The 24,480-nt window shown below is 46.4% G+C and carries 25 protein-coding genes and 1 pseudogene; 19 read left to right on the top strand and 7 right to left on the bottom strand.

Going from position 1 to position 24,480, the window contains the following annotated elements:
• Positions 1-29: 29 nt before the first annotated feature.
• On the bottom strand, positions 30-230 hold the full coding sequence (locus J7E21_RS00920) for a cold-shock protein (protein ID WP_058381906.1): 201 nt from the start codon (positions 228-230) through the stop codon (positions 30-32).
• 377 nt (positions 231-607) lie between these two features.
• Here J7E21_RS00920 and J7E21_RS16150 point away from each other — a divergent pair, with 377 nt between their 5' ends.
• The 7 genes from J7E21_RS16150 to J7E21_RS00885 all read left to right on the top strand — a co-directional run bounded on the left by J7E21_RS16150 (position 608) and on the right by J7E21_RS00885 (position 7,476).
• Positions 608-820, top strand: coding sequence for a P-loop NTPase family protein (locus J7E21_RS16150; protein ID WP_251047740.1), 213 nt, complete (start codon positions 608-610; stop codon positions 818-820).
• A gap of 298 nt (positions 821-1,118) precedes the next feature.
• Positions 1,119-1,775: a hypothetical protein gene (locus tag J7E21_RS00910; RefSeq protein WP_215104194.1), complete on the top strand. Its 657-nt coding sequence runs from the start codon at positions 1,119-1,121 to the stop codon at positions 1,773-1,775.
• 103 nt (positions 1,776-1,878) lie between these two features.
• Positions 1,879-3,378 (top strand): UDP-N-acetylmuramoyl-L-alanyl-D-glutamate--2,6-diaminopimelate ligase, encoded by a 1,500-nt coding sequence (locus J7E21_RS00905; protein ID WP_215103876.1) that lies wholly within the window; start codon positions 1,879-1,881, stop codon positions 3,376-3,378.
• 81 nt (positions 3,379-3,459) lie between these two features.
• Positions 3,460-4,842, top strand: a complete 1,383-nt coding sequence (gene fumC, locus J7E21_RS00900) for a class II fumarate hydratase (protein WP_215103874.1) — start codon at positions 3,460-3,462, stop codon at positions 4,840-4,842.
• Between the two features lie 127 nt (positions 4,843-4,969).
• Positions 4,970-5,632, top strand: coding sequence for a Dph6-related ATP pyrophosphatase (locus tag J7E21_RS00895; protein ID WP_215103872.1), 663 nt, complete (start codon positions 4,970-4,972; stop codon positions 5,630-5,632).
• 6 nt (positions 5,633-5,638) lie between these two features.
• Complete coding sequence (locus J7E21_RS00890) at positions 5,639-6,634, top strand: GNAT family N-acetyltransferase (protein ID WP_215103870.1); 996 nt, start codon at positions 5,639-5,641, stop codon at positions 6,632-6,634.
• Between the two features lie 278 nt (positions 6,635-6,912).
• Positions 6,913-7,476: a class I SAM-dependent methyltransferase gene (locus tag J7E21_RS00885; RefSeq protein WP_251047739.1), complete on the top strand. Its 564-nt coding sequence runs from the start codon at positions 6,913-6,915 to the stop codon at positions 7,474-7,476.
• Between the two features lie 261 nt (positions 7,477-7,737).
• On the opposite strand, the gene J7E21_RS00880 is transcribed toward J7E21_RS00885, so the two are convergent.
• From J7E21_RS00880 to J7E21_RS00870, 3 genes are read right to left on the bottom strand one after another with little or no spacing between them, the layout of a single operon-like run.
• Positions 7,738-8,589: a patatin-like phospholipase family protein gene (locus tag J7E21_RS00880; protein ID WP_215103866.1), complete on the bottom strand. Its 852-nt coding sequence runs from the start codon at positions 8,587-8,589 to the stop codon at positions 7,738-7,740.
• 42 nt (positions 8,590-8,631) lie between these two features.
• Entirely contained in the window at positions 8,632-10,515 is a 1,884-nt protein-coding gene (locus J7E21_RS00875) for an LTA synthase family protein (RefSeq protein WP_215103864.1), read from the bottom strand.
• A gap of 34 nt (positions 10,516-10,549) precedes the next feature.
• Positions 10,550-11,092, bottom strand: a complete 543-nt coding sequence (locus J7E21_RS00870; protein ID WP_215103862.1) for a recombinase family protein — start codon at positions 11,090-11,092, stop codon at positions 10,550-10,552.
• 167 nt (positions 11,093-11,259) lie between these two features.
• Between J7E21_RS00870 and J7E21_RS00865 the strand changes: the two genes are divergently transcribed.
• The 3 genes from J7E21_RS00865 (at position 11,260) to J7E21_RS00855 (ending at position 14,483) form a co-directional block, all read left to right on the top strand.
• A complete protein-coding gene (locus J7E21_RS00865) occupies positions 11,260-12,720 on the top strand; it encodes a SulP family inorganic anion transporter (protein WP_215103860.1) in 1,461 nt (486 codons plus the stop codon).
• Between the two features lie 16 nt (positions 12,721-12,736).
• Positions 12,737-13,156, top strand: coding sequence for a universal stress protein (locus tag J7E21_RS00860; RefSeq protein ID WP_215103859.1), 420 nt, complete (start codon positions 12,737-12,739; stop codon positions 13,154-13,156).
• A 64-nt stretch (positions 13,157-13,220) separates the two neighbouring features.
• Entirely contained in the window at positions 13,221-14,483 is a 1,263-nt protein-coding gene (locus tag J7E21_RS00855; protein ID WP_215103857.1) for an MFS transporter, read from the top strand.
• Positions 14,484-14,518: 35 nt separating this feature from the next.
• Here J7E21_RS00855 and J7E21_RS00850 read toward each other — a convergent pair whose 3' ends face one another.
• Complete coding sequence (locus tag J7E21_RS00850; protein ID WP_215103855.1) at positions 14,519-15,061, bottom strand: recombinase family protein; 543 nt, start codon at positions 15,059-15,061, stop codon at positions 14,519-14,521.
• Between the two features lie 175 nt (positions 15,062-15,236).
• On the opposite strand from J7E21_RS00850, the gene J7E21_RS00845 reads away from it, so the two are divergent.
• Positions 15,237-16,697 (top strand): SulP family inorganic anion transporter, encoded by a 1,461-nt coding sequence (locus tag J7E21_RS00845; protein WP_215103853.1) that lies wholly within the window; start codon positions 15,237-15,239, stop codon positions 16,695-16,697.
• 119 nt (positions 16,698-16,816) lie between these two features.
• Here the strand turns inward: J7E21_RS00845 and J7E21_RS00840 are convergent, their stop codons facing one another.
• Positions 16,817-17,098: a hypothetical protein gene (locus J7E21_RS00840; RefSeq protein WP_215103851.1), complete on the bottom strand. Its 282-nt coding sequence runs from the start codon at positions 17,096-17,098 to the stop codon at positions 16,817-16,819.
• 475 nt (positions 17,099-17,573) lie between these two features.
• Between J7E21_RS00840 and J7E21_RS16485 the strand changes: the two genes are divergently transcribed.
• The 3 genes and pseudogenes from J7E21_RS16485 to J7E21_RS00825 all read left to right on the top strand — a co-directional run.
• Complete coding sequence (locus tag J7E21_RS16485) at positions 17,574-17,732, top strand: hypothetical protein (protein ID WP_353047702.1); 159 nt, start codon at positions 17,574-17,576, stop codon at positions 17,730-17,732.
• A 38-nt stretch (positions 17,733-17,770) separates the two neighbouring features.
• The gene (locus J7E21_RS00830) at positions 17,771-19,393 is read left to right on the top strand and encodes a Na/Pi cotransporter family protein (RefSeq protein WP_215103849.1); all 1,623 of its coding nucleotides are present in this window, start codon (positions 17,771-17,773) and stop codon (positions 19,391-19,393) included.
• A gap of 450 nt (positions 19,394-19,843) precedes the next feature.
• Positions 19,844-20,477, top strand: a pseudogene (locus tag J7E21_RS00825) (O-methyltransferase); the annotation flags it as partial.
• Between the two features lie 71 nt (positions 20,478-20,548).
• On the opposite strand, the gene J7E21_RS00820 reads toward J7E21_RS00825, so the two are convergent.
• Positions 20,549-21,292 carry an alpha/beta hydrolase gene (locus J7E21_RS00820; RefSeq protein ID WP_215103847.1) on the bottom strand — a complete coding sequence of 248 codons (744 nt, stop codon included), beginning with the start codon at positions 21,290-21,292 and terminating at the stop codon, positions 20,549-20,551.
• Positions 21,293-21,387: 95 nt separating this feature from the next.
• On the opposite strand from J7E21_RS00820, the gene J7E21_RS00815 reads away from it, so the two are divergent.
• From J7E21_RS00815 to J7E21_RS00795, 5 genes are all read left to right on the top strand, one after another.
• Positions 21,388-21,816: a PaaI family thioesterase gene (locus tag J7E21_RS00815; RefSeq protein WP_215103845.1), complete on the top strand. Its 429-nt coding sequence runs from the start codon at positions 21,388-21,390 to the stop codon at positions 21,814-21,816.
• A gap of 148 nt (positions 21,817-21,964) precedes the next feature.
• Entirely contained in the window at positions 21,965-22,441 is a 477-nt protein-coding gene (locus tag J7E21_RS00810) for a MarR family winged helix-turn-helix transcriptional regulator (RefSeq protein ID WP_215103843.1), read from the top strand.
• Positions 22,434-23,417, top strand: coding sequence for a ring-cleaving dioxygenase (locus J7E21_RS00805; protein WP_215103841.1), 984 nt, complete (start codon positions 22,434-22,436; stop codon positions 23,415-23,417). The genes J7E21_RS00810 and J7E21_RS00805 overlap by 8 nt, the downstream gene beginning before the upstream one ends.
• 97 nt (positions 23,418-23,514) lie before the next feature.
• Positions 23,515-23,973: a nucleoside deaminase gene (locus tag J7E21_RS00800; protein WP_215103839.1), complete on the top strand. Its 459-nt coding sequence runs from the start codon at positions 23,515-23,517 to the stop codon at positions 23,971-23,973.
• Positions 23,974-24,062: 89 nt separating this feature from the next.
• The gene (locus tag J7E21_RS00795; RefSeq protein WP_215103837.1) at positions 24,063-24,362 is read left to right on the top strand and encodes a TIGR04104 family putative zinc finger protein; all 300 of its coding nucleotides are present in this window, start codon (positions 24,063-24,065) and stop codon (positions 24,360-24,362) included.
• Positions 24,363-24,480: the final 118 nt, after the last annotated feature.

The raw sequence follows: 24,480 nt of genomic DNA, 5'->3' as shown, positions 1-24,480 counted from the left end.
GAAGAGTCCATTGAAAGTTTAAAGGTTGATTAAGCTTTTGATACGTTAGTAGCTTGAAGACCGCGTTGGCCTTGCTCGATATCAAAAGTAACTTCTTGACCTTCGTCAAGAGTTTTGAAGCCTTCGCTTTGGATAGCTGAGAAGTGAACGAATACGTCGTCGCCGCCTTCGCGCTCGATGAAGCCGAATCCTTTTTCTGAGTTAAACCATTTTACTTTACCTTGTTCCATGTGTATATCCTCCTCGTATGCTATTGCATACATTGTATTACTATCCTTGCTCAAATCCTTCAGATTAAATCTGATACTTAGTGAAAAGCCATCGAACAAAAATAATTCTTCCTTAGAATAGCATGGTCTTCAGAAGAATGCAAGGGTTAAGTTCAGATAGAACTTTTTAGCGCTATTAGTTATTGTTAAAAGAACAGGAAAATGGGGAGAGTTAATGCAGCGGATCATGGTGATGGATGTGTCGGCAGGAGTCGGAAAATCAACGTTTTCAAGGCTTTTAAGAGGATCCTTGCATCTGCTCGTGTATCATTTAGATGCGTATTATTGGAAGCCGGGATAGATTGAGGCTAGCAAAAAAAGAATTTCGGCAGGCGCAGATGGAACTGGTAATGGAGCCGCGCTGGATCATTGAAGGGAATTACAGCAGCAGCATGGATATGCGCTTGTCTGCTTGTGATACACTCATTCAGTTGGAGCTGCCGCTTTGGCGCTGTTTGTGGCGCGTCACGAAAAGAAGGATTCAGTATATGAAAAAGATGCGGCCGGATATGGCGGCGGGCTGTCCGGAAAAATTGGACCGCGCGTTTTGAATTATTATAGTAACAACTTATCATGATCGCAAACGCTCACAACAGAAATTGATGAAAAGTTTTTCCGCACAATACCCGGAGAAGCGTGTCTCTCTTCTTTGCTCACAGCGGGAAATCGACCGCTTTCTGTCGGGTATTGGTAAATAGTTTCAATTTTACAGTCAATTGAAAAAACTTAAAGACGATAGAAATGGAACATGGTATTCTGTAACTATGCAAGAGATGGGGGGAATGGGTTTTGAGAGACCGTCTATATGAAGGTACGCTGACCAATGTGCGTTTGCACAAACAGGTGCCAATGTATATGAAGCGCCTGTACTTGGAAGATTTAGAAGAAATTGAACGGGTCCAACAAACGGTGCTCGACTCGCTGCCAGAAAAAAATACGCTGCAGCCATTATCGACTGAAGAATTTTTGTTTATCTTGAATGATAACGGTCTCGTCGCCGGCGCTTTTGTAGCAGGGGAGCTAGTCGCTTTTCGTGCTTTGCTCGTTCCGGAAATTGATGAAGAGCATCTTGGATTGGATATCGGGCTCAAGGGTGATGAAATCGGTGATATGATTTATCAGGAAATTTCAGCAGTGATTCCGGATTATCGCGGAAACCGGCTTCAGCAAAAACTGGCTGAAGTGGTTATGAAAGAACTGGCGAAGCTGGAGAAAAAATTCCGTTATGTGGCATGTACTGTAGCTCCGATGAATATTCCGAGTTTAAAGGACAAGTTCACTCAGCACATGCATATTGCCGCCTTGAAAACAAAATATGATGGACTTGAACGTTATATTCTCGTAAAAGATTTGGAACAGCCATATGCAGATTACGGCGATCATGTGACAGTCGGAATAGATGATTTGAAGAAACAGAGAGAGCTATTACATGAAGGGTATGTTGGAATCGGCTTTCAGATGGTCAAAGGCTTTCATGCACTGCAATTCGCTAAACCTCTTAGTTGATGTATAATTTCCGAAAAAGCGTACATGATTGTGGAACAATAAAGCGCTTTCCTGTAAAATTATCAACAATCCACATAAATTTATCTTCAAGAGGAGTTACAATATGAAATTGCAGTTTGCACAAATTCCCGGAGTGAGCATTTTAAAATCGTTTGGCCCGGAGCCGACAGAGGTCGGGTCACTCGTATATAATTCCGCAGCAGCACGGGACGGTTCTGCTTTCTTTTGTGTGGTTGGAGAAAACACGGACGGCCATTTATACATAAAGCAAGCGATTGGAAACGGTGCGCAGGCGATTATCGGCTCTAATGAGGAAATCCTTTCAAAACAGGCGGAGCAATATCCGGGCGTCCATTTCCTGCTCGTGGCGGATGTGCGGAATGCATTGGCGCACATTGCGGATTTCTTTCATGGTTCTCCGCAGCACGAATTGTTCAAAGTCGGAGTGACCGGCACGAACGGCAAGACGACGACGGCTACGTATGTGCGAAATTTATTCAATTTGCTGGGTACACCGTGCGGATTCATCGGCACGACCGGCGTCGAGACGGCTGAAGGCAAAGTTCCGTTTGAAAAAAGCACGCCGACTACGCCGATCGCTTCGGATATCCATCAGATTTTCGCCTTGTTGCGGGATGCTGGAACAAAAGCGGTCGCGATGGAAGTGTCTTCAACAGCGCTTGATCAGCAGCGCGTCGAAGGCATTGTCTTTGATGTGGCGATTCACACGAACTTATCCGAAGAGCACCTGGAATACCATAAAACTTTTGAACATTACCGGGAGTCCAAGCTGAAGTTGTTCGAGCGGGCAAAAGCAGCGGTCGTCAATCTCGATGACCCTGGCTTGAGCGAGGCCATTTTAGCGATGGCTGATTATCCGGTATTGACATATAGCCATAACCCGGCGAGCGGTGCCGATCTCATTTGGGGAAACTATAGCGCATCTGCACAAGGAATGCACTTTGAATTGAATTATAAAGGCGATAAGAAAATTGTGGAAGCTCCGCTGTTCGGCGATTACAATGCCGCTAATTTAACGGCAGCGGTCGGGACGGCACTTCACGCGGGCCATTCACTGGACCGGATTATTGCTGTTTTGACTGAAATGCCGCAAGTGGAAGGACGCTTTCAAGTAATCAGAGGCCCTGAAGGTCGGACCATCATTCTGGATTATGCCCACACGCCGGTCGCGATCGATGCCGTACTGACGGAAGCTCGGAAATTGCCGCATCGCCGGCTGATTGCGCTCATCGCAGGCATCGGCATCCGGGATTTCGCAAAGATGCCGAAAATGGCCAAAGCATCTGAAGGCAAAGCCGATGTGCTGGTCGTCACGGTCGACCATCCGGGCTTCCATGATCCTGAAGATGTCATCTCGGAAGTCATCAAGGGCTTCAGCGAGCCGTATCAGCAAAAGGTGCTGAAGGCTCCTACACGCAAGCAGGCAGTGGAAAAAGCGCTTGAGGAAAGCGGCCCGGAAGACATTATCTTATTGTCGAGCGGCTGCATCAACGGCTGCCAGATTGTTAATGGGGAATACATTCCCCATTCGGACGAAGAGATTATCGCAGCGTTCTTTTCCAGCAAAACCGGGAAGTTTTAACTGCAGGAGTCGCTTTTCTCGAATGGAATGTGTTTATATAGAAGAGAAGCTACTTAAAGAATGAGAATTGGAGTGAATGGAATGCAGTATCGTACAGAAAAAGACACGATCGGTGAAATTCAAGTCGAAGCTGACAAAATGTGGGGAGCGCAAACACAGCGCAGCGTCCAAAACTTTGCAATCGGTACAGAACGTATGCCGCACGAAGTTGTCATGGCATTTGCCCAACTGAAAAAAGCGACAGCTAAAGCGAACCATAAGCTAGGTAAAATGTCTGACGCGAAAATGCACGCTATTGAAGCGACAGCAAACGAAGTGATCGAAGGCAAATGGAACGACCACTTTCCGCTCGTCGTTTGGCAAACAGGAAGCGGCACACAATCCAATATGAACATGAACGAAGTATTGGCGCGCCGCGGAAACGAAATTTTGGCTGAACAAGGGTCGGACGAAAAACTTCACCCGAACGATGACGTCAATATGTCCCAAAGCTCGAACGATACATATCCGACTGCGATGCACGTTGCAGGAGTTCTTGCCGTCAACGAACAATTGGTCCCAGCGGTTCAGAAGTTGAAAGCGACACTCGATGAGAAAGCGAAGAAATTCGACGAAGTCATCAAAATCGGCCGTACGCATCTTCAGGATGCTACACCACTCACATTGGGCCAGGAAATCAGCGGCTGGCGCCATATGCTTGAGAAAAGTGAGCGCATGATCAAAGAAAGCGTAGAGCATATGCGTGAACTGGCGATCGGCGGAACTGCCGTCGGTACGGGCATCAACGCAGATCCGAAATTCGGCGGCTACGTTGCGGAATTCATCCAAGAAGCGGTTGGTTCAGAATTCACATCGGCTGAAAACAAATTCCACGCACTGACAAGCCATGATGAAATGGTTTACGTGCACGGCGCAATCAAAGCGCTTGCGGCAGATGCGATGAAGATCGCCAACGACGTGCGCTGGCTCGCAAGCGGCCCGCGCAGCGGCATCGGCGAGATCACGATTCCAGCAAATGAGCCAGGCAGTTCAATCATGCCAGGGAAAGTCAACCCGACACAAAGTGAAGCATTGACGATGGTTTCGGCGCAAGTCATGGGAAATGACGCAGCAATCGGATTTGCAGCAAGCCAAGGGAACTTTGAATTGAACGTCTTCAAGCCAGTCATTGCGTATAATTTCCTGCAATCAGTCCGTCTGTTGACGGATTCGCTTGTTTCTTTCAACGACAATTGCGCAATCGGCATCGAAGCAAACTTGGACGTGATCGAGAATCACGTGAAGAACTCCTTGATGCTCGTCACGTCACTGAACCCGCACATTGGTTACGAAAACGCGGCAGCAATTGCAAAGCAAGCGCACATTGATGGCACGACATTAAAAGAATCAGCGGTAAAGAGCGGCCATTTGACGTCGGAGCAATTCGACGAATGGGTACGCCCAGAAAATATGGTAGGAAAATAATGCAAACAGCCGGGAAATCTCCCGGCTGTTTTTTTGTGCAACAAGGAGTTTGGCAGGGAGAAATAGAAGTAGAGGAAACAAGGAATCAAAAAATGTAAGCCCAAGTAATTTACAGAAGAGGTGCAGCATGCAAAAACCATTTATTACATCCTGGAGCGGCGGAAAAGATTCCGCTTTGGCGTTTTTTAGAGCGGTGAAACAGGGGCACGTGCCGATTGCTTTGTTCACGATGTTTGAAGAAGGCGGAGAGCGCTCGAAATCCCACGGACTGAAAAAACAAATATTCGAAGCGCAAGCGGAACGGATGGGCTTGCCTTTGGTCATCGGCCAATCCGACTGGGCAGGCTATGAGCAAGAATTCATCCACCATTTGAAAAATTTCAAAACCCAAGGCATCGAACTGGGCGTTTACGGTGATATTGATCTGGAAGACCACCGCATGTGGGTGGAGAAAGTCAGTAAAGAAGCGGAGCTCGAGGTTTTGCATCCGCTGTGGCAAGAAGCGCGCCGGTCGCTGCTTACGGAATTGGTCGATGAAGAGTTCAAGGCCGTAATCACGGTAGTGGACACAAGCCGTGTCGGAGAAGAGTTTCTCGGGCGGATCTTCACGCATGAGTTGATTGAAGAGCTGGAGGCACTTGGCATCGATGCCTGCGGCGAAGAAGGGGAATTCCATACGACCTTGGTGGACGGTCCGATCTTTGTTGAACCGCTGCCTGTGGAATTCGGAGATGTTGCGCGAAACGGCCAGTACGCGATGCTCGAAGTGAAACTTCAATCAGAGGAGTGATGGAATATGATCCAGTTCACCAGTGTAGAAGAAAAGCATATTCGGCAAATGTCCGCATTGTTAGCGAAACGCCAAGAGCGTGAGCGAAAGATTTTCCCGTATTTGCCGAATGCATTCGAGGAAATCGATGAAGCGGAAAGCGTTATCCGGAAATTGCTGGAGCGTCCGTATGTCGGTGGAATTGTCGCTGTCCGCGGCATCGACGTTATCGGTTATCTGGTTTACGAATTCAAGGAAGAAGCCCACCGCGGCCGCTACGTCTGGATGGATTATGAGTCGGTCGCCATCAGTGAGCACGAGCATCCGCGGTTATTGCGATTGCTGTATGCCGATGCAGGCGCTGAATGGGTCAAGCACGGCTACTTCCATCATGTATTGATGGCGCCGCTCGGAGATGAGATGGTGTTTGAGCAATGGCAGGACCAGGGGTTTTCATTTGAGCAGAAATACGGTATTCTGTCGCTGGATGATTTTGAACCGAAGAACGGAACTTTGCCGCATCTCGAGTTTCGCCGCGGGACGAAAGCTGATGCGCCGCTGTTGAAGAAGATGGCGGTGTGGAACAGCATTCACCAGGCGGCTGCGCCGTCATGGCATCCGATTACGCGGGAAACGATGGAGTATGTCCAGAAGAGCTACGAAGCGATGACGGAAGACCAGGAAGCGTATTTATGGCTTGCGGACCAAGGCGAGCAAATTGCCGGCTTCCATGTCTATTTCCGCAAAGAAGATCGTTTAAGTTTGGTGACGCCGGACAATTGCGTTGAACTGCCTGCCGCTTCCACCAATCCGGATCTGCGCGGCCGCGGAATCGGACGGGCACTTGCGAACCACTGCTTTAGTGAATTGAAGAAAGAAGGCTTTGATTATATTTTTGCCGATTGGCATACGCCGAATCAATTGGCATCTTATTTCTGGCCGCGGATGGGCTTTCAACCGGTGATGGTTCGCATGTCGCGCCAAATCGATCCGCGCATTTCGTGGGCACACGGCCATGATTAGAAATGAGCATGCGCCGAACGGATGAAAAGCGAAAGATGTTCCAAAAGAATAACTGAAAGCTTCCTGCGCATGGTTTCCATGTGCAGGTTTTTTAAATCGAGCCAGTGATGTTTGGGTAATGCGGGTTTATGTCTTGCCATTAAAATATAGCGCGCCTGAGGGCACTTATTACAAAGAAGAAAGTTTCTTTGGTAAACTTAAGTCAGGAGTAAAATAAGAAAGGGGGAGAGTTTCTGAAATATACAGGTGAACGGGTTATTCCAGAAGAGATGGGCCCAATGAACGGCTTATTGCTGGAGCATATCGCACGCTATCAGTTTGCGATGGATTATGTACAAGGCCGTGTTCTGGATATCGCTACAGGTGTAGGGTACGGGGCACAATTAGTGGCGAAAGCCAAAAAGCATAAAATGGATGAGATGCTTGCAGTCGACCTGGATATCGAAGCGATCAAGTATGCGAAACATAAATATTACCACCCCAAAGTGCGTTATGTGCAAGCTGATGTACTGGACCTCGAACTTCCTCAAAAACTAGGCATGTTTGATGCCATTATCTCGTTTGAAACTTTAGAACATCTTCAGGAAGAAGAGGTTTTCATGCAATCGCTTTATGACATGCTTAATCCCGGGGGGACGCTGATCCTATCGACGCCGTTTGGCAATGGCCGGGGCGAGCCGTGCGGTTCTCCTTTTCACGTCCATCAACTGAACTGGAAAGAATTTCACAATTTGTTCGCAAAATATGAAAATCAAAGATTCTATTATCAACGTGGTGTGCTGATTGAACCAAAACGCAATGACATCCATTATCCGATAGGAATTGCGGTATGTAAAAAATAACAAAGAACTGGAGGACAAGCCATGGCATTACGGATGATTTGCAGTACGTGCAACGGCCAGGGCTACATTTTAAGCTATCGGCTGTTCAAGAGGAATTGCGAGGTCTGTAAAGGAACTGGTTTGTTTGTTGAGCAGAATTTTGGGAAAATCCGGCGCGGGAAAACGCTGAATAAGAAAGTTTGAGTTCCAAAGTCAAACGGAGATAGAAAAAAAGACTGATTTCGATTTTCGAAATCAGTCTTTTAATATGGTCACAGATCATTAGTTCATGATCCATTTTCTAAGTTGAACGTAAGTGTTTTCAGCATCACTGTATCCGAGTTCATGCAGCTGTTCAAGTCTAGCAACATTCCGCTCAGCCCTTCTTACTTTAAAGCTCTGCGATGGGCGTATTACAAAAATTTTATGTTCTTCTTCAAGCTGCTCGATTTCTTCCAGTGTTTCGTTATAGAGCTGCCACCTTCGCTCTAAAGCTTGAGTGAGGCCGGGAAAGTCGCGGTATAGATAACGAGTTGTTTTAGTGAACTGCGAAGGCTTCTTTCGATACCCTTTTTCTTTGGTCAGAATAATAATTGCTTTATCCACAACATCTGCCAGCGCTTTACGGATAGGGATCGGATCGGAGATGCCTCCGTCCATCAAGTACCGATCGCCATGGTACATAGCTTGAGACATGTATGGCAATGAGCTTGAAGCGCGAATAATAGGCAAGATGTCATCAACACACTCACTTTTTTCAAAGTAAACAGAGTCGCCGGTTAAGCAATCAGTCGTGCCGATGAAAAATCGCTCTTTTGCAGCGCGGAACCTTTCAAAATCAAAGGGAACGAGCTCATTTGGTATTTTGTCAAAAATCAGATCCATCCCAAATAATTCGCGTTTACGAAAAAAATTCCATATAGAAATATAGTCAGGGTGACCCACATAATCGATAGTGACAGAACGGTTGCGGCCTCTTTGTCTCGAAAGATAAGAAGCGGCATTACAGGCACCTGCTGATACACCGATTACGTAAGGGAAATATTGATCTTTTTCCATGAAGTATTCGAGGACTCCTGCAGTATAAACCCCGCGCATTCCGCCGCCTTCCAAAATTAATCCGGATGGAAACATTGTACTCTCACTCCTTTTCAAAAATCAGGATGTTGCTGGTTGCTATTCTGTTTCCAGTAATTCGCCAGTTTCTTGATCATAAAACCGGAGCAAATCCCCGATGATCAATGCATCTGAATAACCCAACTCCGCAAAGGCTTCTTCAATATAAGGTGCACAGTTATCTTGTTCGATCTCTTCTCCAGTACCGTTTTCATAGCACATGTTTCCAGCGTAGACGAATTCATCCGTTACAAATCGGCCGTCTCTGAAGATCACAAATTCCTCGTGGTTTTCAGCGAATAAGTCGTTGCCGAACTGCACGTCGGATTTGGTGTCAATCCCTAATAAATTGAGCAAAGTCGGGCGCAGATCGATTTGCCCACCGATTTCTTCATCCGTATAGCCTTGTCCATATCCGGGAATGTGGACAAAGAGTGGGATACGTTGCAGCTGGGCTGACTCATACGGCGTAATGTCACGCCCTAAGTATTGTGCCATTGCCGCATTGTGGTTTTCGGAAATGCCATAATGGTCTCCGTATAGAACAATGATGGAATCCTCGTACAAGCCGTTATCTTTCAATTCCTGGAACAGCTCTTTGAGAGCCTCATCGAGATAACGCGTCGTTTGGAAATAGCGGTTCAGCGTACCGGAATTCGAATCGAATTCCTCGATCAGCTTGTCTTGCGGATCCAATGTAAATGGGTGGTGGTTCGTTAAGGTAATCAATCGGCTATAGAATGGCTGGGGCAACTCTGTCATATGCTGGACAGATTGTTCGAAAAATGGAATATCCTTCATGCCCCAGTTGACCGCTTGCCCTTCGGCGACCTCGTAGCTTTGTATATCCTGAAACGCATCGACACCCAGGGCTTCATACATCATATCGCGGTTCCAAAAGCTTTTATTATTGGCGTGCTGGACAATATTCGTATAATCGTGCTGCCCCAATTTTTCTGCCATCGCGTTATACGTGTTGCCGGCATGGGTGAAAAAGGCTGCACTGCCGCCTAGCGGATATAGGGAGTTTTCCAATAGAAACTCGGCATCGGCTGTTTTTCCAAGCCCGGTTTGATGGTAGAAATTCGGGAAGTAAATCGTATCTTCATCTTCAGTCAATTCGTTCATAAAAGGCGTAATCGTTTCGCCATTCATCTGTTCATTGATCGTGAAGGTTTGCATGGATTCTAATGTTACGACAATCAGGTTTTTCCCTTCAGCGATTCCGGTCATGTCTTCAGAAGGCTGAACTTGATGAGAGCGGACATGGCTGTTCACTTCCACTAATTCGGAACTATCTGCAAAAGCACGCTGCGCCTGGGATTTCGACTGAATGTAAACATCATAAAGATGGTAATTATACATGCCCAAATTTTTGACGAGCATTTCGCGGTCGAAACTTCTCGTCAATAGCTGCGGCCTTTCAGCTTCTGCTAAGCCTAGGTTCAGGAACAGGACAGCTGCCGAAAGGACGAAATAGGATTTGCGCCCAGCAGGAGCTGCAAGTTGAGTATCCGTAACGGATAAAAGCTTAATCGCCAAGAGGATGATGAGGACATCGGCGAAATAAAGAATATCGCTAAAATAAATGCTCGCTGCTGCACTCGATCCAAGATCACCAAAGTTATTGGTTTGCATGAGAACCGGCAACGTGATGAAATCTGAGAAAAATCGATAAAACGCTATGTTCGCATATAAGACAAAAGAGCTGATTGCTGCAACAGCAACTAAGTAAATATGGCGGGCCTTTTGTTTTTTGAAGAACAAGGAACCTCCATAAACAAATAACAGGAAGCTCAGCGGACTGAGAAACAAGATAAACTCTTGCATAGGATTATCAATGGTAATGGAAAAGCCTGTTTTATAGACAATGTATGTTTTCAGCCAAGTGGCTAAAATGGCGATGGCGAGAATATGGTGTGGTGCGTATTTTTTCTTTAACATAAGTGAGCTCCTTTAAATCAAATAGGGGCAGCAATCAGCATTTTTGCAAATAACGATAGATTGTCGTTTTCCCAATGTCGGTTTGTTTTTTAATTTCATCGAATGTGTATTGTTTACTTTTGTACATATCTAAGGCCTGCTCGATTTTTTGGGAAGAAATCTTTGGCCTGCCTACTTTCGCACCTTTTTTGCGTGCTTCTGAAAGGCCGGCTTTTGTGCTCAGGCTGATGGTTTTGCGGTGGAATTCGGCAAGAAGGGCGGCAGTTATAAAGAAAGAGGATTGCTGTTCTTTCGCAGTATTCAAATTTTCCGCAATAGATATCAGGTGAATTTCACGACTGTCCATCTTATTCAGTACATCGATTAATTGCATCAGTGAATCTGCAATGGTCTGCAGGTTGGAAACGATGAGGTAGTCACCTTGCTTCATTTCTTCGAGCAGGCGCCATAGCTCTGGTCGATGTCCAGTAGAAGAAAAATAATCTTTTCGAATATCTCTGCAGTTTCTTTGATGTAACGACTCTATTTGCGTCAATTCCGTTTTATGAGATACAAGCCTCATATATCCTATTTCCATGACCAATCCTCCATTTTGAAGATTCCCTTCATGATAGCATAAAAAAAGATTTTTTCCCATAAAGGTTACATTATGGGGCGAAAGATGATAAGCTAATTCTCGTTGTGAATCAACTGGCTTCTTATTTAATTTCAAGCTATATAAAATAAAATATAAAGGAGAAAAACATGATAGAAAAAATTAAGTTAGAATGGTTTTCAAATATTAAAGGGGATATCCTTGCTGGTATCGTAGTCGCTTTGGCATTGATTCCAGAGGCAATTGCCTTCTCGATTATTGCAGGAGTCGACCCGATGGTCGGGCTTTATGCATCATTCCTCATCGCAGTCATCATCGCCTTTGTGGGCGGACGTCCCGCAATGATTTCTGGGGCGACTGGTGCCATGGCATTGCTTATGGTGCCGCTTGTTAGAGACTACGGCGTTGAATATTTGTTGGCAGCGACTGTACTGACAGGGGTTATCCAAATTCTCTTCGGCGTCTTCAAAGTAGCCAAGGTCATGAAATTCATTCCGCGCGCGGTTATGATCGGCTTTGTCAATGCACTAGCGATTCTCATTTTTATGGCGCAAGTTCCTCATTTCCTCGGAATCAATATGGTGACCTATATTTTCGTCGCTGTGACACTAGCAATTGTTTACATTATTCCGAGATTCTTTAAAGCAATTCCTGCGCCACTTATTGCCTTGGTATTTTTGACAGGTGCAGCGATTTTCGGCGGCTTTGAGCTGCGGACAGTTGGGGATCTCGGCACCATTACCCAGTCGCTCCCATCTTTCCTCATTCCGAGCGTACCGTTTAACTTCGAAACATTCATGATTGTCTTGCCGTTCTCATTCGCACTTGCCATTGTCGGCTTGCTCGAATCGTTGCTGACGGCGAACATAGTAGATGACATGACTGGCACGTCGAGTGACAAGAACAAAGAAGCACGCGGACAGGGCATCGCCAATTTTGTTACCGGGTTTTTCGGCGGCATGGCAGGCTGTGCGATGATCGGACAAGCGATCATCAACGTCAAATCAGGCGGACGCACTCGCTTGTCTTCCTTATTTGCAGGGGTGTTCTTGATGTTCCTGATTATTGTGTTGGGAGAAATGGTTATCCAAATCCCAATGCCGGTATTGGTCGGTATCATGATCATGGTAGCCATCGGTACATTTGACTGGACATCATTTAACTACTTGAAAAAAGCACCAAAAACCGATTCCATCGTTATGGTAGCCACTGTTGCAATCGTCGTCTATACGCACGATTTGTCGCAGGGTGTTATTGCTGGAGTCGTCTTGAGCGCAATTTTCTTCGTAGCCAAAATTTCTAAAATTAAAGTGCAGGAAAAACTGCTTGAAGCAACGCATTACCAAGTGCAAGGACAATTATTCTTTGCCTCTGTTGATGATTTCCTGGACAAATTCGATTTCAACGTGGAAGATAAAGATATCGTAATTGATTTCACAGACGCCCATATCTGGGATGATTCTGGTGTTGGTGCTGTGGACCGTGTTGTTCTGAAGTTCAGGGAAAACGGCAATAAAGTGGAGGTTGTCGGACTCGATACGGGCAGCCAGAAATTAATTGACCAGTTAGCAATCTTCAAGAGCGATAATGCAAAACTACCGACTCATTAAAAGGGAGTGTTGAGACATGTACAAGAAGATTATACTTGCCGTGGATGGTTCCGACCATTCACTCCGTGCGGCTAAAGAAGCCGTGAAATTAGCAAAAGGATCTGAGGGTTCAAAGATTACCATTGTTTTTGTAGCAGATCATGATAGTGCAAAAAACGAAGTGTTGCATAGCAGCAGTTCAGCGGAGTTGGATTTACAGCGCCGTAAAAAACTGCAGCCTGTGGAAGAAGCAATGGCAGCGGCTGGTATCAAATACCGTGTAGAAATTCTTCGTGGCACACCAGGTCCTACCATTGTAGACTTTGCTAATAAAGAAGAATTTGAAGTGCTGGTCATCGGCAGCCGTGGATTGAACTCCGTGCAGGAAATGGTTCTTGGCAGCGTCAGCCATAAAGTAGTCAAACGCGCAAATTGTCCAGTATTGATTGTCAAGTAAAAAAAGGGCTCCCTAGTGGAGCCCTTTTGCTGTAGGAAGTAAAAGAAAGAAAAGGGGAAAGAACGTGGGGAAAAATGCGCCAATTCATACGCCATTTTATTATGGTTGGGTAATCGTCGGAATATCGGCGCTATCGTATTTCTTTTCGGGGCCTGGACAAACGTTTTCGAATGCCATTTTCATTGATTACTACATTGAGGAGTTCGGATGGAGCCGCTCCACTGTTTCGGGGATTTATTCTGCCGCCACATTGCTCGCGGGATTTCTGATCTTTGTGGTCGGAAGGCTGTTCGATAGCCAGGGAGCGCGAAAGATGGCCGTCATCATTTCCATTCTTCTCGGACTTGCCTGTCTATTCAATGGTTTGATCGTCAATACATTCATGTTGTTCATTGGGTTCTTTTTAATCCGTTTGCTCGGGCAAGGATCGATGTCACTGACGCCGAAATCATTAGTGCCCCAATGGTTCATCGCGAAAAGGGGAAGGGCGTTGAGTTTGGCGGCGCTTGGAGGGATGGTGGGTTCTGCTGTCTTTCCTTTGCTGAATGTCTGGCTGATTGAGACTTTCGATTGGCGCATTGCATGGATTTTGCTCGGCGCGTTTGTGCTGGCCATTTTCACGCCGCTCGCCTTCTTGCTGATCCGCAATAAGCCGGAAGACATCGGCCTGCGTCCTGACGGGGAAGTGATACCTGCAGGTGAAACCGAGTACAAGAGCTTGTCGGCAGATATTAGCTGGACCGTTAAAGAAGCGCAGAAAACCCGCGCTTTTTGGCTACTGTTATTTTGTGTCGCAACGCCCGCATTGGTGAATACAGGAATAACCTTCCATCTTGTTTCGATTTTTTCTCAGCAATCGCTGACACCCGAAGCGGCCGCTACGGTACTCAGTTTGATGGCGGTCGTCGGATTTCCGGTAACGTTCCTTGTGGGTTATTTGTTGGATAAAATCGAAGTGCGTTGGATGCTCGTCGCCTTATTTGCAGGGGAAATCATTTTTATTCTGCTGCTTCAGCAAGCGACGGTCCTTTCCTTAGCCATTCTTTTTGGTGTTGTTTGGGGGATCGTATCGGGAATTGAGCGGGTCACATTAAGCATTGTGTGGCCCAATTATTACGGCAGGCAATACATCGGCAGCATAAGTGGGATCGCGATGGCAATCATGGTCATCGGGTCTGCGCTTGGGCCTTTGCCGTTCGGGTTGTTTTATGATTTTCTCGGTGGCTATGATGAGGCATTAAGTTTTCTTCTGATCATGCCGGCTTTAGCGATTCTCGCAGCAGTCCTCGCGAAACCACCAGTAAAAGAAGAATTGAAAACTGGATAATAAAAAAAAGAGCGCTCAGGCGCTCTTTTTTTGGTTCAATTCTCTAGGTAACGATACAAAGTTGATTTGCTGATACCGGTCTGTTCTTTGATTTCCGCCAAGCTATGCGATTTGCTTTTATACATCTCAATCGCCTTTTTGACATTGGCATCGGCTTTCCGCGGTCTGCCTGCATGCATGCCTTTCTGTTTGGCTTCCGATAAACCGGCTTTCGTTTTCTCGCTGATGACATCACTTTGAAAGTCGGCTAAACATTTTGTGATTTCAAGGAAAGAAAACGACTTTCCTTTTGCGGTATCAATATTTTCTTGTTCCGAATGGAGAAAAGCTTCTTTTTCTTCGAGCATCTCCACTAAATCAACCAATTGCCGGGTGGAATCTGCCAGCACATGCAGCTTCAGCACAATGATTTGGTCACCTGTTTTAACTTCTGCCAGCATCTTTTTTAATTCTGACCGCTGTTTAGGAGCGCTATGAGTTTCTATATGAATGACATCACAGCCGAACTTTTCGAAAAGAGCGCGCTGCTTTTGGCAGTCTATATCCTCTGCTATTGCTCTTGCATAACCGATTCGCACGTAAAAAACTCCTCACTTGTACAATGTAAACTAAGTATAACATATTTTTTTTGTAAAAAAGGACCCAAAAAGGTTCCATTTGTGGAGCGGCGGTGCTAAACTATTTTCATTGTGAAAAAATAAGGTTTCCGGGATCACTGGAACTTTCAAATTACTGAAAGAGGAGTACGATAACGTGATACAAACTATTAAAACTGAATGGTTCGGAAATGTCCGCGGTGACGTTTTGGCCGGAATTGTTGTAGCTTTAGCGCTTATCCCTGAAGCTATCGCCTTCTCAATCATCGCGGGGGTCGATCCGATGGTCGGGTTGTATGCTTCCTTCAGCATCGCGGTCATCATCGCCTTTGTCGGCGGACGCCCGGGCATGATTTCAGCAGCAACTGGTGCTATGGCTTTGCTCATGGTTCCGCTAGTCCGTGATCACGGAGTAGAATATTTGCTTGCGGCCACTATTTTGACTGGTGTCATTCAAATTCTGTTCGGAATCTTCAAGGTCGCGAAAGTGATGAAATTCATTCCGCGCGCCGTGATGATCGGCTTTGTCAATGCGCTCGCTATATTGATTTTCATGGCGCAAGTTCCGCATTTTGTTGGCATCAGCACGATGACCTATATATTCGTTGGGGTTACATTAGCGATCGTTTACATTTTGCCGCGCTTTTTCAAAGCCATTCCAGCACCGCTGATTGCGCTTGTCTTGCTGACGGCAGTCGCAATCTATGCTTCCTTTGACTTGCGTACAGTGGGCGATCTTGGGGCGATCAGCCAAACTTTGCCTAGCTTCCTATTGCCGGATATTCCGGTGAATTTGGAGACATTGATGATCATTTTGCCATATTCATTAGCATTAGCGATTGTCGGTTTGCTCGAGTCCTTGTTGACGGCGAATATCGTCGATGATATGACCGGTACGCCAAGTGATAAAAACAAAGAGTCACGTGGTCAAGGGATCGCCAACTTCATCACTGGTTTCTTCGGTGGTATGGCGGGCTGTGCGATGATCGGACAATCGATCATCAATGTCAAGTCGGGCGGCCGTGGCCGTTTGTCTTCACTAGTTGCGGGTGCTTTCCTAATGTTCTTGATCATCGCACTCGGCAACGTTGTCGTGCAGATTCCAATGCCGGTTCTTGTCGGGATTATGATTATGGTAGCGATCGGAACTTTCGATTGGTCTTCATTCAATTACTTGAAGAAAGCGCCAAAAACCGATTCAATCGTTATGATTGCAACTGTTGCAATTGTTGTCTACACACATGATTTATCGATCGGTGTACTTGCCGGTGTCTTGCTCAGCGCGATTTTCTTCGTTTCGAAAATTTCGAAGATCAAAGTGGAGAAGCGTTTGCTTGATGCAACGCAATACCGCGTGGAAGGGCAATTGTTCTTCGCATCTGTCGAAGACTTCCTCGAGAAATTCGATTTCGATGTCGAAGACGAAAAAATCATCATCGATTTCACGGACGCCCATATTTGGGATGATTCCGGCGTCGGTGCCGTCGACCGGGTCGTGCTGAAATTCCGTGAAAACGCCAATGAAGTGGAAGTGACCGGCTTGGATGCAGGAAGCCAGAAACTCATCGATCAATTGGCGATTTTCAAAAGCTCGAACGCGAAACTACCGACTCATTAATATGAATGAATAAAAGCCAGCCCTTCTATAATGAAGGGCTGGCTTTTTGTCTTTTTGGATAAGCAAGAGCAGCCGAAAAAGATAAGCGTATTACAAAGTCATTGGCGCCACTTCGCGGCCTATATATTATTCATCCAGCTTTTAATGGAAGGGGCGGTTAAATTCTGCCCGACATGAGGCTGATCGGTAATGTCGACGAGGAAATAGCTATCCCGGTGATCAAAGCATCCGCTTATGTGCGTTTCCAATAAGTCCACTTGGTCAGTCGTTTTAATTAAGTACAATGAGCCGTGAAGTTGTTTGATGTCATATAAACGGTCCATCCGTTCATTGATGCAGCGCTCTGTCCATTGCTTGTCCGAGCCGCATTCGTATGAGAAAAGAAATATTCGGCTAGCCAAAAAATCGCCTCCTTGTCCGTTGGATTGGAACGGCTCCATTATACCTGAAAGTACAGGGAAACCTCATAAGCGAAGTACAAAAGTTAATGAAGTTATCGAGCTTTGCAGAACGGAAAAGGCCATATGTGATTTGGATTTGTAAATGTTGTGACAAAAAGATGAAAATAATCAAATTGTAAAATTAACGTAAACTAATTTGTTCTTGAACACATAAGGGCATAGTGATATGTTTATGTGGCTGTGTCAAAAATAATAACTAAAATCGTTTGAGATGAAAACTGACTGTAGAAAATCACGAATTTAGCTTGGAGCAGGCAAGTTTAACTTTGAAATTATTAGGCGATAAAACACGCTTGACGATGATTGAGCTTTTACAAGCCAGAGCCTTTTGTGTCTGTGGATTTGTTGGAGTTTTTTTGGGAGTGGCCAGCCGGCTGTCAGCCAGCACATTCGGAAGTTGAAGGACACTGGATTAGTGGAAGAAAACCGCAAAGGCCAATGGGTACTTTATTCATTAAAGCGGGATGATGAAAATGCCGAAATGGTATTCAGTATTTTACAGCTTTTGCCAGAGAAAAATCATTATCTTGTCGAGTTAGAAAAAAAGGGACACAGAATTGATTGCGATAAATAAATGGCAATACCCATACATATGGCTTAGGAGGAAATGGAATGGATGTTCAACAGTTAGTATTTTTATTCATAGGTGGATTAGGGATTTTCCTATTCGGCATTAAAACCTTGGGCGATAACCTTCAAAAAATTGCAGGAGACGGGCTCCGCAATCTATTGGACCGTTTTACGACCAACCCGATCAAAGGGATGATTGCCGGTATCGTCGTAACCATTTTGCTTCAAACAAGTACCGGAACAACGGTACTGACAATCGGTCTGGTCAACGCTGGATTCATGACGCTGCGCCAAGCAATCGGCGTCATCATCGGCGCGAACATCGGGACCACGGCTACCGCGTTTATTATCGGAATCAAGATTTCGGAATATGCGTTTCCGATTATCGCTTTGGGAACTTTACTACTGTTTTTCTTCCATAATGAAAGAATAAAAAACTATGGCCGGGCGATTTTCGGCTTCGGTGCTCTATTCCTCGGCTTGAATTTGATGGGAGACGGCCTGTATCCACTGCGCGATGCACCATTGTTCCAGGAACTGACGATCAGCATGAGTAATAATCCTTTGCTAGGCGTATTGATCGGAACGATTTTCACTGTATCGGTCCAAAGCTCCTCAGCAGCAATCGGTCTGCTGCAGACTTTGTTTGCACAAGGCTCGATGACGTTGGACGCCGCCTTGCCGGTCCTGTTCGGGGATAATATCGGCACTACAATTACGGCAGTTCTGGCAGCGGTTGGCGCATCGGTGACCGCAAAGCGTGCAGCGTTGGTACACGTCATATTCAATGTTGTCGGGACGGTTGTCGTCTTGCTGTTGCTCGTTCCGTTTACAGCGCTTATCGAATATATCCAAGCTGGACTCAATTTGAATCCGGAAATGACGATTGCCTTTGCACACGGCATCTTCAATGTATCCAACGCAGCGATCCAATTGCCGTTTGTCGCTGTGCTCGCCTGGCTCGTCATCAAGGCCATTCCTGGCGATGATAAAGCCATTGCTCACAGGCCGGAACATTTGGATGACCGCTTTATCGAACAATCGCCTTCTATTGCAATCGGCCAAGCGAAAAAAGAAGTATTGCGCATGGCGGAGCTTGCCGGCGAAGGCTTGGAAGAAGTCATTGCGTATTTCAATACGAAAAAAGACAAACACCGCGATTTAGTCATCCAATACGAGAGTGCCATCAACAGTTTGGATGAAAGCATTTCGGAATATATGACTAAAATCTCGACGCATTCCTTAACACAGCACGATTCCAAAACGCATAGCGTCCTGCTCAACACGGTGCGTGATTTGGAGCGCGTAGGCGATCACATGGAAAACATTATGGAACTGGTCGATTATCAGCGCGAAAACAAAGTGGTGTTCTCGGAAGATGCGATTTCCGATATCGATGAGATGTTTACGCTGACGCTATCGACATTGCGTCAGGCGATCCATGCACTCGATACAGATGATATTGAAGAAGCGAAAGAAGTAGCGAAAAAAGAAGATGATATCGACCGGATGGAACGTGTCTTGCGCAAAAAGCATATTTTGCGTGTAACTAACCGCGAATGCACGGGTACGGCTGGGATTATCTTTACCGACATGGTCAGCAACCTCGAACGAGTGGGCGATCACGCGGTCAATATCGCTGAAACCGTACTGGAAATCGAATGATAGAAGTGGCCAATCTGAAATGGCATAATTGATAAAGAAAAAGCTGCCGGAACTCGATCGAATGAGTTCTGGCAGCTTTTTTTGCGCCAGCTGTGTAAAGATACGGTTCGACGTCGAGATGGGTGCCTGAAGACTGCTGGGAAGGAGCGTGCTGTTGCTGAAAGCGTTCGAGCCAATCCAATATAGCTGAATGAGCGATTAATGGCCTTTCGGGGCTACCAGTCCGCCCCGTCCAGTGCATACACTTGGACTCCTGAAGTTTTTGCGGATTTGATAAAGCTTCCATACACAGCAAAAGAGAGCAATCGGTTAATTTGAACATAAGCTTTATTGATGTTTCTCTGTTCCAGAAATTCAATAGTTCCTTGCGGGGCATCCCGAAGGCTTGCAGCATCCCATAGCCACGTCGACCGGGCAGGCGCTTTTAATTGAACAGGGAGTGAAGTCAGGATGAAGGAAATCAATGCGTATATTGATGGATTATTTGCAGGACAAGATGAATTGCTAGAGGGTGTCCTTGGTGTGATCGAGGCGAAAGGCATACGGCCGATTTCTGTGTCGCCGGCGTCGGGTAAACTGCTGACGATGCTTGTCGCGATGTCGGATGCGGAGAATGTATTGGAAATCGGTGCGCTTGGCGGCTATAGCGGCATTTGCCTGGCGCGGGGGCTCGGCATCAACGGGCACTTGACGTCCTTGGAATTGGAACAAGACTATGCTGAACTTGCAAAAGCGCATCTCACAACAGCCGGATTCGGCGAAAAAGTAGACTATATGACAGGCCCGGCGCTGGAAAGCCTCAAAAAACTCAAAAAAGGCGGTCGGACATTCGACTTCTTTTTCATCGACGCCGATAAGGAAAACTATGAAAATTATTTGAATGCCTGCTTGGAACTTGCACAAGACGGGGCACTCATCGTAGCCGATAATGTATTGGTGCGGGGCAGTGTTCGTACATGCGGATGCCCAGCGTCGCCATACTGGCATCATGAAGAAGTTCAATAAAACCGCAGCAAGCCATCTGCAATTGGAGTCGATTATATTGCCGATCGGCGATGGACTGCTCTTATCAACAGTTAAGAAAACAGCAGAAGGACAAACCGCAGAGAATGCGGTTCGTCCTTCTGCTGTTTTCGTGAAAGCTGTCCGGTCCGGTCATTCGAATTTTCGGAAAAAAGCGAGCGTTTCATCGATGATCCGTTGCTGGTCATTATCCAGTGTCGCGACATGATAGCTGTCAGGCATTTCGACGATGTTTTTTTCGCTTGATGAAATGTGGTCATAAATGAACTGTGCGTTATCAGGCGGTACGACATGGTCTTCTGTTGAGACAAAAATGAGGGCCGGGCAATGGATAGCCGATAAGTTTTTACGGACTTCTTCCATGAGATGCAGGATTTCCTTTACTGAGGCGACCGGAGTTTTCTCATAAGCGAGTTCCGTTATTCCTGATTTTTTGATATCAGATCCGATGGCGTCCAAAAAGCGGACGTCCTGCAACTCTTTGACACCATCCATCGATGGTACCTCGACTGCGGCATTTATTAAAGAAACCGCACGGAGTTCAGGATGTTTCGCCGCCATATAGAGCGCAAGCGTAGCGCCCATCGACAAGCCGGCCATGAAAATTGTGTCGCAGCGCTCCTGCAGCCAAGCGTAGGCTTCTTCGACAGAAGCGATCCAGTCTTGATATGTCGTCTGCTCCATTTCTTCGTAATGCGTGCCATGCCCTCTCAGACGAGGCGCGTAAACGCTGTAACCTGCTTTGTGAAACGCTTCTGCAAGTGGCCGCATGCTTTGCGTCGTGCCGGTAAAACCATGGGAAACGAGAATTCCTGTTTTTCCTCCTTCCGCAATAAACGGTTCAGCGCCGGGGAGTATATTAAAATCTTGCGTCATCCAAAAACCTCCTTTAAGATCATTCTATAAAAGTAGTTCGCTTTAATTCAGAAAAACCCTGCCATCTTCTCGCATGGAAGATGGATGATATACTAATGGAAGCATTAACAACCGGAGGGGATTATGTGCAAGAGCTGAAAGAATACACACAATTAATCGAGCAATTTGAGAGCGGGCAGTATTTCCAACTGCTCGGTTTCGAAATCGAAAAAGTCGAATATGGCAAAGCTGTCATGCGGCTGGCGAGAAAGCCGGAAAATGATAATATGCAAAACATGCTGCACGGGGGAGCGATCATGTCAGGGCTGGATATTGTCATGGGGCTGGCTTCGCGTTCACTGGGGAGTGATGCGGTGTCGACCATTCAAATGGAAGTCCGCTTCATTAAGAGTTTGGCGGAAGGAACCGCTACGTTTCATGCAGAAGTGCTGCACCAAACGAATAGCACCGCCATTTTGACAGGGCGCGTGCTCAGCGACCAAGACGAACTGCTGGCATATAGTACCGGCACTTTTAAATTGTGATCTTACAAATGCTTCTTTTCGCGAAATGCGGAAGGGAGCATTTGTGTTTGGGTGTATATGGAATTCGATTTCTTGACCCTTGGATATAGGCTTGATATAATTACTTTTAATTAAAGATATTTTAATTCGAAATAAAGGAGCTAACAATATGGAATTGCTAAATCAAAATTTAAAAGCCGTCACCGTCTTGATTCGGGCAGCCGATGCGGTGCATGATGCCATCAAGCGCGACGTCGCCGACTACGGATTGAATGCGACAGAGTTCTCGGTACTAGAACTGCTGTATCACCAAGGCCGCCAGCCGATCCAGGCTATCGGCAAGAAAGTGCTCATTGCAAGCAGCAGCATCACGTATGTTGTCGATAAATTGATGCATAAGGGGTATGTCGAACGCGAAGCGTGCAAAGAAGACCGCCGCGTGACGTATGCGCTTTTGACAGAAGACGGACACAACGTGATGGACCGTATTTTCCCCGAGCATGAGCTGCAAATGAATAAAGTATTTGCCGGACTCACTGAGGAGGAAGTGGCGGAATTGATCCGGACATTGAAGAAAGTCGGCTACGAAGCGCAGGAAAGCGACGGAGTAGAAAAAGCGAAGAAGAGGAGCGGTATGCATGAATGAGTTGAAAGGAATCCACCACGTAACGGCGATCACCAGCAGCGCTGAGAAGAGTTATGAGTTTTTCACCTATGTTTTGGGCATGCGTTTAGTGAAAAAGACGGTGAACCAAGACGATATCCAAACCTATCATCTGTTTTTTGCAGATGATAAAGGGTCTGCAGGAACGGATATGACGTTTTTTGACTTTCCGGGCATCCCAAAAGGAACCCATGGCACGAACGAAATCTACAAAACGGCTTTTCGTGTACCGACAGATGAAGCGCTTAGTTATTGGGAAAAGCGTTTCGATAAATATGAAGTGCAGCATAGCGTGATAAGTGAGCAGTTCGGCGTCAAAACTCTGTCGTTCTCGGATTTTGACGAGCAGCAATACATGCTCGTCTCGGATGAGAACAATAGGGGAGTCGCAACGGGTACGCCGTGGCAAGACGGGCCGGTTCCGCTCGAATTTGCCATCACAGGGCTTGGTCCGATACATATCCGCATTGGACAGTTCGATTATTTGAAGCAAGTGTTGGAAAAGGCGATGCATATGCGCGAAGTCGCTAGTGAAGGCGATGTGCATTTATTCGAAATGGGCGAAGGCGGAAACGGCGCACAAGTGATTGTCGAGCACAATGCCGTTCTGCCTTCCGGTACACAAGGATTCGGCACGGTTCACCACGCGGCATTCCGCGTCGCTGACCGGGCAGCTTTGAACGAATGGATTGAACATATGGAGCAAGCCGGATTTTCGACTTCCGGATACGTCGACCGTTTCTTTTTCGAATCGTTGTATGCGCGTGTAGCTTCTGGATTGTTGTTCGAATGGGCAACGGATGGTCCAGGCTTTTTAGGCGACGAGCCGTATGAAACGCTCGGTGAGAAATTATCATTGCCGCCGTTTTTGGAGCCGAAGCGTGAGCAGATCGAAAGCATGGTGCGGCCGATCGATACGGTGCGCAGCACACAGAAGATCGACAAAGAATATTTATGAACGAAACTGGCGTTGCTCGAAAACAGAGCGGTGCTCTTTTCTTTTGCAAGCGGGTATAAGTTACAGAAGAACAATCAATGGAAAGGGAGGGGGCAAAATGGATCGTTTTATGGAACGGGCTGTGAGCTTGGCACTCATGAACGTTGAAGAAGGAGGACAGCCTTTTGGGGCGGTGCTTGTGAAAGACGGCGAAATCATTGCCGAAGGGGTCAATGAATTGCACAAAGCACATGATGTCTCAGGGCATGCGGAAATGCTCGCTGTGCGGCGTGCGCAGGAGGAACTTCAGGCGGCGGAGCTTCCGGGCACAATCATGTATGCGAGCAGCGAACCTTGTCCCATGTGCTTGACGGCGATGTATTTTGCAGGCATTGAAAAAATTATATACTGCTGCACGATTGATGAAGCGGTCGCAGCAGGACTCGGGAAATCGCAGGAAATTTATGAAGACCTGCAAAAATCGCCGGGTGACAGGATGCTGCGCCTGCATCATATGCCGCTTACAGGCGAACAGGTAAGTCCGATGCGCATTTTTGCTGAAAGAAGCGGTAACTAAACAAAAATCTCACATTTCGGGTCTGTTTTGGGAACTTATTCCACCTTCATGCGTATGTATAGATAGCTGATAGATTGGGGGGAAGTGCGATGCCAAAGTGCCAAAATTGCGGGGATAAGTGGACATGGGGACAAACTGTGCTCCGGCTGTTTACACTCGGAGATAGTTTGAAATGTCCGTTCTGCCAGCAAGAGCAATTTTTGACGCTGGCAGCCCGTAAAAAGACCAGCTTATTTGTCTTTGCCGCACCCCTCATTATGTTCATTTCGGTCGCTTTTGGCATTGAACCATTCGCTTCTCTCGCATTATTCGGACTGTCATTTTTATTTATTATGGGCATATACCCTTTCTTTATCGAACTGACGGACGAACGCGGCCCGATGTGGTGAACATCACTTAATTTAGATGTTGGAAAGCAACGTGAGATTCTTTTCTGGACAGCTCCGGAGCCTTACGCTAAACTTACAGATAATCATTCATAGCGTTCTTCGGGGTCGGGTGAAATTC

The sequence above is a fragment of the Planococcus sp. ISL-109 genome, from assembly GCF_018613655.1.
GTDB lineage: Bacteria > Bacillota > Bacilli > Bacillales_A > Planococcaceae > Planococcus.
The sequence above is the reverse complement of the archived record's forward strand: the minus strand, read 5'-3'. Positions and strand labels throughout refer to the sequence as shown.